At 70.4% G+C, this 16,204-nt stretch carries 16 protein-coding genes; 6 read left to right on the plus strand and 10 right to left on the minus strand.

Features of this window, described 5'->3' with window-relative positions; genetic code table 11:
- Window positions 1-224: 224 nt before the first annotated feature.
- Complete coding sequence (locus tag DEJ27_RS01110) at window positions 225-1,124, plus strand: phosphatase PAP2 family protein (RefSeq protein WP_181430049.1); 900 nt, start codon at window positions 225-227, stop codon at window positions 1,122-1,124.
- 132 nt (window positions 1,125-1,256) lie between these two features.
- Window positions 1,257-2,396, plus strand: coding sequence for a CE1758 family FMN-dependent luciferase-like monooxygenase (locus DEJ27_RS01115; RefSeq protein WP_027464948.1), 1,140 nt, complete (start codon window positions 1,257-1,259; stop codon window positions 2,394-2,396).
- A gap of 150 nt (window positions 2,397-2,546) precedes the next feature.
- On the opposite strand, the gene DEJ27_RS01120 is transcribed toward DEJ27_RS01115, so the two are convergent.
- Both DEJ27_RS01120 and DEJ27_RS01125 read right to left on the minus strand, forming a co-directional pair.
- A complete protein-coding gene (locus DEJ27_RS01120) occupies window positions 2,547-2,900 on the minus strand; it encodes a multidrug efflux SMR transporter (protein ID WP_111090148.1) in 354 nt (117 codons plus the stop codon).
- A gap of 1 nt (window position 2,901) precedes the next feature.
- Window positions 2,902-3,216, minus strand: a complete 315-nt coding sequence (locus tag DEJ27_RS01125; protein WP_027464946.1) for a multidrug efflux SMR transporter — start codon at window positions 3,214-3,216, stop codon at window positions 2,902-2,904.
- 106 nt (window positions 3,217-3,322) lie between these two features.
- Here DEJ27_RS01125 and DEJ27_RS01130 point away from each other — a divergent pair, with 106 nt between their 5' ends.
- The 4 genes from DEJ27_RS01130 to DEJ27_RS01145 all read left to right on the plus strand — a co-directional run bounded on the left by DEJ27_RS01130 (window position 3,323) and on the right by DEJ27_RS01145 (window position 7,273).
- Window positions 3,323-3,901 (plus strand): TetR/AcrR family transcriptional regulator, encoded by a 579-nt coding sequence (locus DEJ27_RS01130; RefSeq protein ID WP_258370272.1) that lies wholly within the window; start codon window positions 3,323-3,325, stop codon window positions 3,899-3,901.
- A gap of 76 nt (window positions 3,902-3,977) precedes the next feature.
- Entirely contained in the window at window positions 3,978-4,991 is a 1,014-nt protein-coding gene (locus DEJ27_RS01135; protein ID WP_110858681.1) for a permease, read from the plus strand.
- On the plus strand, window positions 4,978-5,847 hold the full coding sequence (locus DEJ27_RS01140) for a TIGR03943 family putative permease subunit (protein WP_111090150.1): 870 nt from the start codon (window positions 4,978-4,980) through the stop codon (window positions 5,845-5,847). The genes DEJ27_RS01135 and DEJ27_RS01140 overlap by 14 nt, the downstream gene beginning before the upstream one ends.
- Entirely contained in the window at window positions 5,837-7,273 is a 1,437-nt protein-coding gene (locus tag DEJ27_RS01145; protein WP_111090151.1) for a hypothetical protein, read from the plus strand. The genes DEJ27_RS01140 and DEJ27_RS01145 overlap by 11 nt, the downstream gene beginning before the upstream one ends.
- A gap of 72 nt (window positions 7,274-7,345) precedes the next feature.
- Here the strand turns inward: DEJ27_RS01145 and DEJ27_RS01150 are convergent, their stop codons facing one another.
- From DEJ27_RS01150 to DEJ27_RS01180, 8 genes are all read right to left on the minus strand, one after another.
- Window positions 7,346-8,389, minus strand: coding sequence for an NAD(P)-dependent alcohol dehydrogenase (locus tag DEJ27_RS01150; protein ID WP_110858684.1), 1,044 nt, complete (start codon window positions 8,387-8,389; stop codon window positions 7,346-7,348).
- Window positions 8,390-8,532: 143 nt separating this feature from the next.
- Entirely contained in the window at window positions 8,533-9,621 is a 1,089-nt protein-coding gene (locus DEJ27_RS01155) for a glycerate kinase (protein ID WP_110858685.1), read from the minus strand.
- Window positions 9,622-9,744: 123 nt separating this feature from the next.
- The gene (locus tag DEJ27_RS01160) at window positions 9,745-10,881 is read right to left on the minus strand and encodes an FAD-dependent oxidoreductase (protein WP_110858686.1); all 1,137 of its coding nucleotides are present in this window, start codon (window positions 10,879-10,881) and stop codon (window positions 9,745-9,747) included.
- 240 nt (window positions 10,882-11,121) lie between these two features.
- Window positions 11,122-11,499: a hypothetical protein gene (locus tag DEJ27_RS17980; protein ID WP_181430064.1), complete on the minus strand. Its 378-nt coding sequence runs from the start codon at window positions 11,497-11,499 to the stop codon at window positions 11,122-11,124.
- On the minus strand, window positions 11,465-11,770 hold the full coding sequence (locus DEJ27_RS17985; RefSeq protein WP_181419940.1) for a GntR family transcriptional regulator: 306 nt from the start codon (window positions 11,768-11,770) through the stop codon (window positions 11,465-11,467). The genes DEJ27_RS17980 and DEJ27_RS17985 overlap by 35 nt, the downstream gene beginning before the upstream one ends.
- Before the next feature lie 147 nt (window positions 11,771-11,917).
- The gene (locus tag DEJ27_RS01170; protein WP_110858687.1) at window positions 11,918-14,128 is read right to left on the minus strand and encodes an MMPL family transporter; all 2,211 of its coding nucleotides are present in this window, start codon (window positions 14,126-14,128) and stop codon (window positions 11,918-11,920) included.
- Window positions 14,129-14,260: 132 nt separating this feature from the next.
- Window positions 14,261-14,920 (minus strand): response regulator transcription factor, encoded by a 660-nt coding sequence (locus DEJ27_RS01175; protein WP_110858688.1) that lies wholly within the window; start codon window positions 14,918-14,920, stop codon window positions 14,261-14,263.
- A complete protein-coding gene (locus DEJ27_RS01180; protein ID WP_181419941.1) occupies window positions 14,920-16,008 on the minus strand; it encodes a sensor histidine kinase in 1,089 nt (362 codons plus the stop codon). The genes DEJ27_RS01175 and DEJ27_RS01180 overlap by 1 nt, the downstream gene beginning before the upstream one ends.
- Between the last annotated feature and the right edge of the window lie 196 nt (window positions 16,009-16,204).

Genomic DNA, 16,204 nt, shown 5'->3' on the forward strand with positions numbered 1-16,204 from the left:
ACACTGCCGACGCGACGTGCGTCGGTCCCGCGTGGTGCGACGGCCCGGCGGGGATCACCGATCCCCTCGTGTCAGCGCGCAGTGCACGGCCGACGGGGGTGCGGTTCCCAGCCTCCGGCCGGTGCTCCAACGGTATCGTGTCGGACCCCGACCGACCCAATCGCAGCGCCGCCGCCAGTCGTGCGACGAGCCCGACGACGACCACCCCGAGGAGGACCAGCCCGGTGACCTTGACACCCGAGCGCAGTGCATCCGAGTCGCGCGGACCGTGGGTCTCGCGACGGGTGCGGTGGGCTGCGCTGGCGGCTCTGGGGTTCGTGATCGTGCCTCTCGTCTACGGGGTCGCGGTGCTGACCCCGGTCGGTCAGAAAGCGGAGGACGCCGCGCTCGGCGGGGTCCGGGAGTCCGACCTGTTCAGTTCGGACACTGCGCTCAACGTCATCTCGGTGCCGGTGATCCTGTTGCTCGTCGTCGTGATCGTCGCCGTGGCGTTCTCCAGACGGCGGCTCTCGGTGGGGCTCGGCGCGGGGCTCGTGGTGCTCGCGTCGGCGGCCACCTCGACGCTCGTCAAGCGTATCGCCGTGCGCCCGGAGATCGCTCAGTCGACGACGCCGAACTCGTTCCCGTCCGGGCACGCGACGATCGCGCTGGCGGCGCTGTTCGCGGTCCTGATGGTCACCCCTCGTCGGTTCCGCCCGCTGGTGACCATCGTCGGTGCCGGGTACGCGGTCTTCGTGGCGAACCAGACCGTGGTCTACGGGTGGCACCGGGTCAGCGACATCATCGGTGCCTGCGCGATCGCGTTGTTCTGGCTCGGGATCGTCCGCGCGGTCGGGCCCCGGGTCGACCGCGGGCTCCGGGGCGACCGAGACGGCCGGCGGGGGCCGCGGCGGGTGGTGAGCGTCGTGCTCCTCGTCGCGACCGGGGTCACGCTGGCGATCGGTGTCGCGGCGCTCGTGGTCGGCCTGACCGGCGACGGCGCGCACGACCACGCCGCGATCCTGGTGGCGGGACGGTTGGCGTCCAGTGCGAGCGTCCTGGCGGTCGTGACCATCGTGTGGTTCCTCGACGGGATGCACCACGCCGCGCGCACCGACCCGGCCACGCTGCCGGCCGCCCGCTGACCCGGGGAGGCGAGTCGGGCCTCCAGGCCGCCCGACCGACGGGCGTGAGCCTGGCGGGAATGCTGACGCGTGCGCTACGTTGTACCCAGCAAGTCGATGCAAACGCATCGAAATCGCGAAAGGCGGCGCATCATGCAGTTCGGCATCTTCACGGTCAGTGACGTCACGACCGACCCCACGACCGGCACCACGCCGGACGACACCCAGCGCGTCCGCGACATCCTGACGATCGCCGAGCACGCCGACCAGGCCGGGCTCGACGTCTTCGCGACCGGTGAGCACCACAACCCGCCGTTCGTGGCCTCGTCGCCGACCACGCTGCTCGCCTACCTGGCGGCGAAGACGAAGGACATCACCCTGTCCACGTCGACGACCCTGATCACCACCAACGACCCGGTGCGGATCGCCGAGGAGTACGCGATGCTCCAGGTCGTCTCCGACGGCCGCATGGACCTGATGATGGGCCGCGGCAACACCGGCCCCGTCTACCCGTGGTTCGGGCAGGACATCCGCCAGGGCGTCAACCTGGCGATCGAGAACTACGCGCTCGTCCGCCAGCTGTGGGAGAACGACGTCGTCAACTGGCAGGGCAAGTTCCGCACGCCGCTGCAGGGCTTCACCTCGACCCCGCGTCCGCTCGACGGTGTCCCGCCGTTCGTCTGGCACGGCTCGATCCGCACGCCGGAGATCGCCGAGCAGGCCGCGTACTACGGTGACGGCTTCTTCCACAACAACATCTTCTGGCCGATCCAGCACACCGAGCAGATGGTCGGCCTGTACCGCCAGCGCTTCGAGCACTACGGGCACGGCCGCGCCGACCAGGCGATCGTCGGGCTCGGTGGGCAGTTCTTCGCGCGGAAGAACTCGCAGGACGCGATCAACGAGTTCCGGCCCTACTTCGACAACGCTCCGGTCTACGGCCACGGCCCCTCGATGGAGGACTTCACCGCCCAGACCCCGCTCACCGTCGGTTCGCCGCAGCAGGTCATCGACCGGTACGCCGCGATGAAGGACCACGTCGGCCACTACCAGCGCCAGCTGTTCCTCATCGACCATGCCGGCCTGCCGCTCAAGACGGTGCTCGAGCAGATCGACATCCTCGCGACGGACATCGTGCCGGAGCTGCGCAAGCTGAACGACGAGGGTCGCCCCGCCGACGTCCCGTCGGACCCGCCGTCGCACGCGGCACGTGCCGCTGCCGCGATGGCGGCCGGCACCGTCGGCAGCGACCACGTCGCCGCCGAGGACGAGTGGACGGGCGCGTCCGTCTGACGCGTGCCGTGAGCGCCACCACGAGCGGACGGGAGGCCCGGTGCCAGCTGGCACCGGGCCTCCCGTCCGTCTCGGCGCACGTTCTCGGGCCTGCGCCGACGTCACGGGGTCAGTGACACCTCGCGGGGTCGCTGGTGCGTGAGCTGTCGCTCAGCGCGTGAGCTCGGCAGCGGGCTCCGCGACGGGGCGGGCCGGCACGAGCTTGAGGCCCACGACGCACCCGACGATGCCGGCGATGAACAGCAGGCGCAGCACGGTGACGGGCTCCGCGCCGGTGGCCATGCCCCACAGCACCGTGAGGGCGGCGCCGGTGCCGGTCCACACCGCGTACGCCGTGCTGATCGGGATGTGCTTGAGGACGTAGCCGAACGCGACCAGGCTGATCACGATCGTGACGGCGAACACGATCGTCGGTCGGGGCTCGGTGAAGCCGTCGCTCTCGCCGAGGGCGGTCGCCCAGACGGTCTCGAGCGCGGCGCTGACGAACAGGACGATCCACGCCACCTCAGCTCACCACCTTGAGGCCGATGACGCACGCCACCAGGCCGAAGACCAGGGCGAGGCGAGCGAAGGACGCGGCCTCCTGCCGGCGGAGGATCGCGACGACCACGGTCAGGGACGCCCCGATGCCGACCCACACGGCGTAGGCGGTACCGACCGGGATGCTCTTCATCGCGAACGCCAGCCCCACCATGCTCAGGGCCATCCCGGCGACGAACACGATCGTGGGGACGACCTTCTTGAAGCCGTTCGAGGCGCTGAGGGCGGTGGCCCAGACGGCCTCGAGCACGCCGCTGAGCACGAGGATTGCCCATGCCATGACGATGTCCTTTCCTGCGGGAGTCGTTCGTTCTCGTTGTCGTACGACTGTGCGACAACGACACCGACGGTAGCACGAGTTCGTACGACTGTGCGAGTATGGCGTCGTGGCCAGGAGCATGGACGTCGACGAACGGCGCCGCACCGTGTCCGAGGCGGCGTGCCGGGTCCTCGCCCGCGACGGCCTCGGGGCGCTCAGCGTGCGGAACGTCGCCGCCGAGGCCGGACTGCCGCCGAGCACGGTCCGCTACACGTTCCCGACCCAGGCGAGCGTCCGCGAGCACACCATCGCCCTCGTGTTCGACCGGACGCGGGAGCGCATCGACACCATCCCGGCTGACCTGGCACCGGCCCGACGCGCACGCCGGATCGTGCTCGAGCTGCTGCCCCTCGACGAGGAGCGGGTCATCGAGCTCGAGGTCTACCTGGCGCTCGGCAACGCCGCGCTCACCGACGTCGCGCTCCGGCCGACGCTCGACCGGACCATCGCGGCGATGCGGACGTGGTGCGAGGAGATCCTCCGGCTGCTCGGCGTGCCGGCGGACGACCGGGAGTACGAGGCCTGCCGCCTGCACGCGCTCCTGGACGGGCTCGCGATGCAGGTCGTCCGGCTGGCTCCGGGGGAGTCCGGCGACTGGGCGATCGACGTGCTCGACCGACACCTGGACGGCGTCACCGCGGGCTGATCGCGCGGCCCCCCCCTCGCACCGTGCGAGGCCTGGCGCGCAGCCGCGGGCAGGACGCGTCACCTATCCTGTCCCGGTGACGACGACCACGCGGCCGCCGCAGCGCACCCGGAGCCTCACCGGCCCCGGCCTGGTGCTGCTCGCCGTCGTGATCCTGCTCGGCATCCGGCTGTTCTCCCCGAGCATCGGGTCGACCGGGCTGCCGGACGTCGTGCAGGACTTCCTCACGCTGGCGATCAGCGTCGTCGTCGAGTCCCTGCCGTTCGTGGTCCTCGGCATCGTGCTGTCGATCGTCGTCGAGGTCTGGGTGCCGGTCGGCGCGCTCGAGAAGGTCCTGCCGCAGAACGCCTTCGGCCGTCGCGCCGTGATCTCCCTGATCGGTATGCTGTTCCCGGTGTGCGAGTGCGGCAACGTGCCCCTCGCCCGCGGCCTGATGATGCGCGGGTTCACCCCCGCCGAGGCCGTCACGTTCCTCGTCGCGGCCCCGATCCTCAACCCGCTCGTCATCATCAGCACCGCGCAGGCGTTCGGCTGGTCGGGGTGGATCCTGCCGGTGCGCATCGTCGGCGGGTTCGTCATCGCGAACCTCGTCGGCTGGATCGTCGCCGCGCACCGTCGTCCGGCCGACCTGCTGCTCCCCGCCTTCGAGGCACGGTGCCGTGCGGCCGTCGGAGCGCCCCGCGGCCTGCACCGCTGGCGGCAGAGCGCCGCGCAGTTCGGCGGCGAGACGGCGACGATGATGCCGGCGCTGTTCGTCGGTGCCGGCCTCGCCGCGGCGATCCAGGTCGCCGTGCCCCGCTCGACCCTGGTGGCCGTCGGCTCGAACCCGGTGCTGTCCGTCGCGGCGATGATGCTGCTGGCGATGACGGTGTCGCTCTGCTCGAACGTCGACGCCTTCTTCGCGCTGTCGTTCGCGTCGACGTTCCTGCCGGGGTCGATCACGGCCTTCCTGATCATCGGGCCGATCATCGACGTCAAGATGATCGCCCTGCTGCGCACGACGTTCCGGGTCCGCTTCCTGGTGCTGCTGTCCGTCGTGTGCGTCCTGTTCGCCGGAGCCGTCGGGTTGGTGATGAATGTCCTCGTCTGATGCACGCAGCAACGCGGCCGCGTACCTGGGTCTCGGGTCGGTGCTGGCCGCGGCGCTCTGCACGCTGTGGCTCGCGCTGGTCGGGCACCTCGACCTGTACATCAACCCGCGGTACTCGGTGTTCACGGTCGTGCTCGCCGCCGTCGGGGTGCCCGCGTCGATCGCCGGACTGGTGGCCACCGCACGCGGGTACGGCCACACGCACGGTGACGAAGCGGACGAGCACCACGCCGACGAGCACGACGACGCCGCCGATGCCCACGGGCACGTCGCCGACGCCGACGCCGACGCCCACGAGCCGCGCCCCGGCCGCGGTCGCGCCGTCCGCCTCGCCCTCGGCGGGGCTGCCGCCGTCGTCACGATCGGCGTGACCGTCGCGATGCTCGTCCTGCCCCCGACGACCCTGTCCGCCCGGACCGCCCAGCAGCGGAGCGTCGACTCCGCGACCCTGTCCAACGCGACCGGCTCGGAGTCCGCGGTGCAGCTGCTCGGCAGCGAGGGCGTCGACACCTCGGAGTACGGCGTCAAGGACTGGGCCGCGCTGATCCGGCAGACCACCGACACCACGGCCCTCGTCGGCAAGCAGGTCGAACTGTCCGGCTTCGTGGTGCCGGGCGACGACGGGTCCTTCACCCTCACCCGCTTCGTGATCAGCTGCTGCGCCGTGGACGCGCAACCGGTCGGCCTCGGCGTCGTGACCGGCGACGGCGACGGGACCGTCCCCGACGAGGGGCAGTGGGTCACCGTCCGCGGAGCCCTGGCCGCCAACCCGGACCAGTCCGCCGACGCCCGCATCGTCGTCAAGGCCGCGAAGCTCACCGACATCGCGCAGCCCGAGGACCCGTATGAGTTCTGAACGCCGCGGAGACCAGCGCCGCGGAGACCAGCGCCGCGAGCGCCGCCCCGTCGCGCACCGCTTCCACCGCCGGTACGTCGCCGTCGTGGTGGTCCTCGCCGTGGTCGCCGCGCTCGCCGCGGTCGTCGGCTCGCAGCAGGGCCCGCGGCTCCGCGACGTGTCCTACGACGCGACCGGTCTCGTCACCCGTCCGGCCCAGCGGGTGATCCTGACGGCGAACCAGGCGCTGCAGCGGGTCGCCGCCGACGACGTGCGGGTCAGCCCGGCTGCGGCGCACACCGTGACCTCGAGCGGCAACACGATCGCGGTCGAGTTCGCCGGGCCCCTGGCGTACGACCGCGAGTACACCGTGACGGTCGCGGGGGTCCGGGCACCCGGGCAGCGCGCCACGTCCGACCTGACGGCGGGGATCCGCACCGGCAGCACCGACGTGCTCGCACTCGTGCCGGGGCAGGCCGGGGCGAAGGACCGCATCGTCCGGCGATCCCTCGATGCCGGAGGTGCCACCACCGTCTACGAGGGCACCGCGATCTCGGAGTACGCCCGGCTCGGCCGTTCCCTGGTGGTCGTGAGCGGCACGGACGCCAGCTCGTCCGTCGACATCGTGGCGCTGAGCGGTGGGGTGCAGGACGCCGACGCCCCCGTCGAACACCTCACCCTGCCGACCTCCGAGGGCCGCGTCACGGCGCTCCACGTCGCCGACGACGGTGCCTCGTTCGGGTTCGAGTACGCCGACACCTCGACCGGGCAGTCCCGGAACACCGGTCTGTACGTGGTCGACATGACGGGCACCCACATGCCCACGGCGATCGCGGCGAACGGCAAGCCGAAGACGGGCGCCGTGCCGATGACGGTCGCCCAGTGGGCCTTCGTGCCCCGGACCGAGAGCGCGCTGGTCCGGACGGGCAGCGACGACCTGGTGCTCGTCGACATGAGCGGTCGTGCCGACCCGGTCCGGCTCGGCAGCGCCACCTACCTGCACGGCTTCGTCGGCACCGGCACCACGGCCGTCGTCGAGACGGGCACCGGCATCGAGCGGCTGGACCTGACCGACGGGTCGAAGTCGGCGCTGCAGGCGCCCGCCGGGAGCACCGATGCGGCCGTCCTCGGACGCATCGCCCAGCTGTCCGACGACACGTACCTGCGGGTGCTGGGGGACGTGCGGTCGGACGGCACCATCGCGGCACGGATCGTGCGTGTGGACGGGGGACGTGCCTCCCGGCTGCCCGTGACGATCCCGGACGACGCGAGCGTCACCGCGGTCTGCCCGTCTCCGAACAGTCAGTTCGTCGCGGTCGCGACGAAGTCGGCGACCGGCGAGCTCGTGAGCATCGTCGACGCGGCCTCCGGCGCGCTCGAGGCGAGCATCGACGCGGGCTCCGTCGACTGGTGCGGCGCGCTGCCGTCCGGTGACGAGGTCGGCTGACGGCCCGGAGACGACAGACTGGAGGCCCGGTACCAGCTGGTACCGGGCCTTCCGTCGTTCAGGTGGTGACGACTACGCCAGCGTGGCCGCGTCGATCACGAAGCGGTAGCGGACGTCCGAGGACAGCACGCGCTCGTAGGCCTCGTTGACCTGGTCGGCGCTGATGAGCTCGGTCTCCGGCAGGATGCCGTGCTCGGCGCAGAAGTCGAGCATCTCCTGGGTCTCGCGGATGCCGCCGATGGCGGAACCCGCCCAGCTGAGCCGACGCGGGATGAGCGCGAAGGCCGGCACCTCGAGCGGCTCGGCCGGAGCGCCCACGTTGACGAGCGTGCCGTCGACCTTGAGCAGGCCGAGGTAGTCGCCCATCGGGATCTTCGCCGAGACGGTGTTGATGATGAGCTCGAAGGAGTTCGCGAGCTTCTCGAACGTCTCCGGGTCCTTCGTCGCGTAGTGGGCCTTCGCGCCGTAGCGCAGCGAGTCCTCCTGCTTCGAGGTGGTCTGCGACAGGACGGTGACCTCGGCGCCGAGCGCGACGGCGATCTTGACGGCCATGTGGCCGAGCCCGCCCATGCCGACGACGGCGACCTTGGTGCCGGGGCCGGCGTTCCAGTGGTGCAGGGGCGAGTACGTGGTGATGCCGGCGCAGAGCAGCGGCGCGACCTTCTCGATGTCGAGCGACTCGGGGACGCGGAGGACGAAGTCCTCGTTCACCACGACGGCCTGCGAGTAGCCGCCCTGGGTGATCGAGCCGTCGGCGTCGACACTCGCGTAGGTGCCGATGTTGCCCTTGAGGCAGTACTGCTCGTTGCCGGCGACGCAGTTCTCGCACTCGCCGCACGAGTTGACCATGCAGCCGACGCCGACGCGGTCGCCGACCTGGTGCTTCGTGACGTTCTCGCCGACGGCGGAGACGTGGCCGACGATCTCGTGGCCGACGACCTGCGGGTACTGGATGGGGCCCCACTCACCGCGGACGGTGTGGATGTCCGAGTGGCAGATGCCGGCGTAGGCGATGTCGATCTCGACGTCGTTCGGGCCGACGTCACGACGGGTGATGGTGGTCTTGACGAGCGGCTCGGTGGCTGACGGTGCCGCGTAGGCGTTGACGGTGCGCAATGATCTCCTCGTGGGGGTGGTGCGGGCCGGTTCCGGCCCGGATCCAGTGTGCGCGAGCCCGCGGCCGGGTGGGAGGTACAACCAGGACTCCCCTGTGCCCTCCCGACAGGCGGGTCGCGGCCCAGCGTGACCGCGCGCCGCGCTCAGACGAGCCGGGCGAGCCGCTGCCCGGCGATCGCGGCGAAGCGCAGCGGGTCGGCGAGGGCGTCGTCGGGCTCGCCGGTGGTCTGCGTCGCGAGCACGGTGAGCGACGCGGCAGCCGAGTAGTCGTCGAGCGGGGCCTCGATCGCGCCGGCGACGAGCATCGAGCGGGCACCGGGAGCGTGCGCAGCCGTCAGGGCACGGACCACCGAGGGCACCTTGCCGACGGCGCTCTGGCCGTCGAAGCACCCTTCGCCGCTGATCACGACGTCGGCACCGCCGAGCAGTGCCGGCAGTCCGAGGACCTCCGCGACGGCTACCGCCCCACCGGCGAGCGCGGCGCCCCACACCAGCAGGCCGAACCCGACACCGCCAGCGGCTCCGGCGCCCGGGGTGCCCGGATCGACGTCGGGGAAGCGCGCGGCCCAGGTGGCGAGTCGGTCGTCGAAGGACGCCACACGGTCGGGTGTGATGCCCTTCTGCGGGCCGAAGACGGCGGCGGCACCGTTCGGACCGAGCAGCGGCGAGGTCACGTCGGTGAGCACGGTGACGCCGAGCGGGGGGAGTGCCCGGAGGCCGTCGGTGCCTTCGCTGTCGAGTCCGAGCGCCTCGAGCACCGGACGCCCGCCGTCGGTGGACGCGCTGCCCCCGATGCCGAGCACGAGCCCCGTGGCACCGGCGTCGAGCGCGGCGGCGATCGCCTCGCCGAACCCGCGGCTCGTCGCCGTGTCCGGCATCGGTGCGTCGAGCAGGGGGAGGCCGCTCGTCGCCGCGAGCTCCACCACCGCGCGGCCGTCGGGCAGCCGCAGCCAGTGTGTGCCGACCCGGGTGCCGCCCGGGCCGGTCACGGTGACGGGGACCCGGACGGCTCCGGGGACGGCGGTCTCGAAGGCGTCGAGCGTGCCCTCGCCGCCGTCGGCCATCGGGACGAGCACCAGGTCGTCATCGGGCCGCTCGGTCAGCCAGCCGGCACGGACGGCCCCGGCGACGGCCGCCGCCGTCGCGGTGCCCTTGAACGAGTCCGGAGCCACGATGATGCGCACGGCTCCCACCGTAGTGGCCGGTCGCCAGACGCCGGCGTGCGCGCGCATGTGAGACGCCGGCGTGTGCGCAGGACGCCGCGTCGTCCGCGAGACGCCTCCGGATTCGGCGGCGTCTCGACGACATGACGGCGTCGAACGAACACGACGGCGTGCGGCGAACCCGTCGGTGCGTCAGGGCGCGGGCACCGGCTCCGGCAGGGCGAAGCGCGGGTGCGCCACTCCGCCCGTCACGAGGTCCGCGAGCATCTCACCGAGCAGCGGCGCGAACTTGAAGCCGTGCCCGGAGAACCCCGTCGCCACGGTGAGCGGCCCGACCCGGTCGATGACGAAGTCCTCGTCGGGGGAGTTGTCGTACAGGCAGCTGATGAACGTCGGCTTCGTCGCGTCCACCCCCGGCACGTACCGCGCGACGTACGCCTGCAGCCGTTCGGCCTCGGCCGGCACCGGCGTGGAGTCCCGGTGGTCCGGGTCGACGACGGGGCCGGTGCCGTGGAACCCGACCTTGACGCCCTCGCCCGGGGTGAGCAGCCCGTAGACGTCGTCGCCGTCGGCCCAGTGCACGAAGCTCGGCCAGGCCGCGTCCGGCAGGTGGCTGGGGAAGTGGGCCGGCTGCTCCTGGGTGACGCGGATGGCCGGGAGGCCCGACCCGCGTCCGGCGAGCAGCCCGCCGACCAGCGTGGGGGCCCACGAGCCCACCGCGGCCACCACGGACGCGGTACGGACCGCGCTGCCGTCGGACAGCGCCACGGTGACGTCGTCACCGTGGTCCTCGAGCCCGGTGACCCGCGTGTCGAACCGCAGGTCGGCGAGACCGGTCCGTCCGGCCAGCGTGAGGAACGCCTCGATCGTCCGGTCGGACCGGATGCGCCCGGCCGAGGAGTGGGTCAGCACGCGCCCCTCGAACGCGATCCCGGGCCAGCGCGCCGCCGCCTGGTCCGGGGTCAGGAACTCGTGCGGGATGTCCGCGTCGGCGAGGGCGGCGGCGATCGCGTCGACGACCTCGGGCCGACCGTGGTCGACGGCCCCCGTGCGGACGATGAGCTCCTCGTCAGCAGCGGCCTCGAGCGCTCCCCACAGTTCGAGCGCCCGCGTGGTCAGCGCGACGTACTCCGGGTCGGCGTAGCCCTGCCGGAAGATCCGGGTCGCACCGTGTGACGAACCGAGGTGGTGCCCGCGGGCGTGCTGTTCCACGAGCAGGACGCACTCGCCGCGGGCGGTGAGCGCGTACGCGGTCGCAGCGCCGACGACCCCGGCACCGATGACGACCACGGGTGCGATGTGTTCGGGGGAACCGGGAGAGGAGGACATGCGGCGAGCGTACGTCCGACGGAGCGAGTGACGGGAATCGAACCCGCGCTGCTCGAGAAGGCCAGATCGACGCGGTCCGGATTCTTCTCACTAGACGTGAGACCTTCCGGGCTGACGGGTCAGAACGACGAAAATGACGGCAAAGCTGATGCGCTTCGCCGTCGTTTTCGTGTTGTTCAGTTTTAGTTGAGGACCCGGTCCTCGGGTTCGCACTCGGTGCAGCCGCGGTGAACCTCGGGGTCAGGCAGAAACCGCTGCGCTGAAGGGTCGGCTCGCGGGACGTCCCCTACGCCGAACGTCGACGGTCAGATCTTCGCGAGTCCGCCCGCCGTTGCAGTCGCCGCGTCCCAGTCGATGTTCGCGTCCGGAGCAGCAGCATGGACTGCACCGGCTGCGCACCGCCGCTTCCGTCGCCGTGAAGAGCGGGTCATCGAACCCTGCGATGAGCGCAGCAACCGCGTCCTGCAGACCTCGGTACGCCTCGATGTCGTGCGCGTCGACATCAGCGGAGAGCTTGCTCGCAGCAGCAGCAGCAGCAGCAGCAGCCCTCTTCCGTGCATCAGCGGTCGCCTCGTGGGCGTGCTCAATCACCCGCGCGTGCAGCGCGGCGACGAGCATGGCCGCCTGATCGTGCGCAGGTCCAGAGAGGCTCGCGACGCGCGTATACCGGTTCGCGGCCCATCTCCACGAGACCCTCCGACTCGAGTCGCGCGATCGCCTCTCGCACCGGGGTGCGCGAAACGCCGAGCCAGCTGGTGAGCTCCTCATCGTTCAGGCGCTCCCCAGCCTCAAGCGTGCCGTTCTCGATCGCCTCGAGCGTCTGCTCATAGACAACGTCACGGAGAAGGCGGCGAGGCCCCTGGCTGGCCGGAGACCTTGGAACAGGCATGCCAAAACCGCATACCGCATTACAGTCCCTAGCTCGAACGCCACTCCGGAGACGGCCGCAAGCGTTTCGATACCCGATCCCCTTCCGGGTGAGGAAACGGAGCGTCCCGCTGTGGCTGCAGCGTGACGCTCCGTTTCGTCTGGGGAGCTAGTTTGCGGCTACGGGGATGCTGCCCGTCGCTCGATCGTGTTCGCTGGCGCGGTCGAGTCCGTGGCCTTCGGTGTCGAGGTTCGGGATGATCTTCTGCATCCAGCGGGGCATCCACCACGCGGCTTCACCGCACAGGGACAGCAGTGCCGGCATGATCATCATCCGGACCAGGAAGGCGTCTGCGAGGACGCCGACGAGGAGTCCGACGGCGATGGAGGCGGCGACGGCCATCTCGCTGGTGGCGAAGCCGGCGAAGACGACGGCCATGATGGTCGCTGCGGCGACGAGGACGGTGCCGGACTTGGTGAAGCCGGAGTGCACCGCGTCCTTCGGGCTGAGGCCTCGGGAGTGCTCTTCTTTCATCCGGGAGACGAGGAAGACCTGGTAGTCCATCGCGAGGCCGAACAGGACGCCGACGAGGATGATCGGCAGGATGCTGAGCATCGGGTCGCCCTGCGGGGCGGCGATGAGCGGGTCGAGCCAGCCCCACTGGAAGATCGCGACGGATGCGCCGAAGGCTGCACCGACGGAGAACAGGTAGCCGAGGGTGGCGAACAGGGGCACGAGCAGGGATCGGAACATCACGATCAGGAGCAGGAACGACAGGGCGACGATCACGATGATGTAGGTGATCAGTGCTTGGTTCATCTGCGCGGTGTTGTCGAGACCGATCGCGGTCTCACCGGTGACCTCGACGCTGACACCGCTGATGGCGGTGGTTTCGTCGCGGATGTCGGTGACGAGCTGCTTCGTGCTGTCGGCGATGGGGCCGCCGGTCGGGATGACGGTCAAGAGCGCGGCGTCGTCGGACTTGGTGACCTGGCCGGGGACGACGGCTTCGACGTGGTCGAGGGCCGTGATTTCGTCCTCGACGGCGGTGAGGTTGCTCGTGACGTCGTCGCCCTGCACGAGGACGAGGAGCGGTGACTGGATGCCTCCGAACTCGTCGACGATGAGGTTGTACGCCTTCCGCTCAGACGAGGCGGGGTCCGAGCCGCCGGGGATGTTCGACGCGGTCTTCATGTCGAGTACGGGTGCGGCGATGACGCCAAGGACGACGACGGCGCCGAAGAGTGCCAGCCAGGGCCGCTTGGTGACGAAGGTGGCCCAACCATTCAGGAAGCTCTTCCGGTCCGCGGGGCGCTGCGGGATGGACTGGCCGGAGGCGAGGAGCTTGCGCTGCTTGCGGGGCAGCGCGCGCAGGCCGAGGGTCTTCAGGAGCACCGGCAGCAGGGTGAGGGACATGAGCACGGCCATGAGGACGCTGAACGCGCCGGCGAAGCCCATCACGGTGATCGTCTCGATGTTCGTCACGACGAGTCCGACGAGGGCGATGATGACGGTGAGGCCGGCGAAGACGACGGCAGTCCCGGCGGTTCCGGTCGCTCGGGCGACGGCGTCGACGACGGTGCGTCCTTCGCGGAGCTCGGATCGGAACCGGGTGAGGATGAACAGCGAGTAGTCGATGCCGACTGCGAGACCGAGCATCGTCGCAAGCGTCAGCGTGGTGCCCTGGATCGGGTTGATGGCGGAGTACGCGAGAACCCCGACGGTGCCGATGCCGACGCCGGTGATGGCGACGAGCATGTTCGCTCCGGCTGCGAGCAGCGAGCCGAAGGTGAGGAACAGCACCAGGAACGCGATCAGGACGCCGACGACCTCGCCGGGGCCGAAGGTGGCGTAGGTGTCGCCGAAGAGGTGCCCGCCGACCTCCGCGTGGAAGTCGGTTCGCTGATCGGCTGCGAAGTCCAGGACGGTGTCGTAGGTCTTCTCCTGGTTCGCCTCGGTGAGGCCGGAGAACGTCAGGGTCGACACGATGGTGGTGCGGTCCTTCGAGACCATGGGGCTCTGCTGGTCGAAGGGGTCGGAGACACTCTTCACGTGCGGCAGGCTCTTCGCGTCGGTGAGGACCTGTGCGATCTCGGCTGCGGTGGCCTGGTCGGTAACCTTCGCACCACCGCGGGTCTCGAGGACCAGCTGCAACGTTTTCGCGTCGCCGTTGTTCGAGGAGCCCACGTCGAACTTGTTTTGCACGGTGGTGAGCGCCTTCGCGGCCGGGGTGTCGTTGCCGGCGGACCCGGTCGCGTCGGTGTTCATGCCGGTGGCGGTCACCGCGGTGAGTGCGGCGAAGATCACCAGCCAAGCGGCGACGATGATGAGCCGGTGCCGGGCGCTGAAGCGTCCGATCGCGGCGAGGACCTTGGGCATGATGCTCCCGGAGTGGAGAAGTGGAAGCCGCACAAGGGCGTGCGGCTGGTACTCCTCAATGCTCCGGCGACCAGGTCGGCGGGACGTCGTCCCGATGAAGCGGCGTCTCTACTGCGATCGCAGTAGAAACAATCAGTCGACCAGGCCTGCCCGGTACGCGAGTGACACCAGTTGCGCTCGGTCACGGGCACCGAGTTTCGCCATGGCCCTGTTGGCGTGGGTCTTCACCGTGAACGGGGAGACGAACATCGTCCGGCCGATCTCCTCGTTGTCGGCGCCGTGCGCGATCGCCACGACGACATCCCGTTCCCGTGGGGTGAGGGCGTCGAAGCGGGCGAGCACGTCGGGGTCCACTGTCCGCGCAGGCTGCGCAGCCACCTGGCTGATCACGGCTGCTTGTGCGGCCGCGGAGAGCGCACCGCCACCGAGCACGACTTCTCGGATCCCGGCGACGAGCTCGGACGGTCCGACGGTCTTGCCCAAGAATCCGTTCGCGCCGGCGCGCAGCGCGGCGACGACGATGTCGTCGTGCTCGAACGTGGTCAGGATGATGATCCTGGTCTGCTCGGCCGTGAAGGTCGCGCGGATCCGACGCGTGGTCTCGACACCGTCGATGCCCGGCATCCGTATGTCGAGCAGGACGACGTCGACCGGTGTGGTGCGGAGTGCTTCCAGGGCCTCGAAGCCGTCACCGGCTTCGCCGACGACGGTGAGGTCGTCCTGGGAGTCGAGGATGGTCCGCAGTCCCACGCGGATCATCGCCTGGTCATCCACCAGCAGGATCGTCGTCATCAGCGTGGTCCTTCCGTGATCGGGATGGAGGCGCGCACGGTGAAATGCGCCTCGTCGTCCTCGACGTCAAGGAGGCCACCGGCAGCGGCGACGCGTTCGCGCATGCCGATCAATCCGAACCCGCTGCCGTGTCCATTGTCTGCTGTCGAGCGACGGTTCCGCGCGTCGATCGTGATGTGGCCTCCGTCGGTGCTGATGGAGAGGGCGACTTGGCCTGCGCCGTACCGATGGGCGTTCGTGAGCGCCTCTTGCGTGACGCGGTAGACGGTCATCCCGGTCACGGGCGCCACCTCACCTGCCGGCAAGGTGATGTCGCTGTGGATGTCCAGTCCGACCCCCTCGAACGATGCGATGAGCGCAGGCAACGACGCCAGGCCCGCGACTGTGTGGTCAGGGGTTCGATCACGGGAACGCAGGAGCTCGAGGATCTGCTGCGTTTCGCCGGTCACCGCGCGGAGGGCTTCGCGTGCTTCCGCGGCTGCCCGTGCGGCAGCATCCGGCTTGTGGTGCACGGTCACTTCGACTGCGCCGAGGTGCATGCTCGCCACCGCGATCTGGTGGCCGACCACGTCGTGGAGGTCGCGGGCGATCCGCAGGCGCTCCTCGTCGACTCGCCGACTGGCTTCCGCATCTCGTGTCGCGATCGCTTCCCGGGCGTGCGCCCGCAAGCTCGCCCAGTACTGCTGTTGGCTGCGGATACCAGCACCAGCGGCTCCGCCTGCGATGCACGCTGCGAACGCTGCCAACGCATCCGGGCTGACGTACCCACCCGTGTTCACTGACACGACGAGGTACACGGGGAACGCGCTCACGATGATGCCGCGGACGGGAGGAGCTCCTCGCAACGTGATCGCGAAGAGCACGAACACGACAATGGTCCATTCAGCAGTCGGATCCCACGCTTGCACGGCGGTCATCGCGGTACCCGCGACCGCGAGGAGCAGGCCGAGCCAGGGCCAGCGCCCAGCGATCAGGGCGCCCACGGCACCGAGTACGACCCCGACGAGCAGCAGCAGGGTGTCGCCGTGCAGCACGATGCGCACGCTGTCGATGACGGCAGCGATGATCGCGACGACGGTGGCACCCATCGGGAGGACGGTCGGCCACCGCAACCACCAGGGATTCCGTGGCAGCGCGATGTCGCCCGTGCTCGTCATCATCCGAGTGTGGCTGTTCCGCCAGGGTGACGTGTACTGCGAACGCAGTACATCGGCCGGTCCCGATCGACGACGCCCACGATCCGCAGCCGATCGATGATCGACGTATCGCTTCTGGAAAGGACTC

It is taken from the genome of Curtobacterium sp. MCPF17_018 (genome assembly GCF_003234135.1).
Classification (GTDB): Bacteria; Actinomycetota; Actinomycetes; order Actinomycetales; family Microbacteriaceae; genus Curtobacterium; species Curtobacterium flaccumfaciens.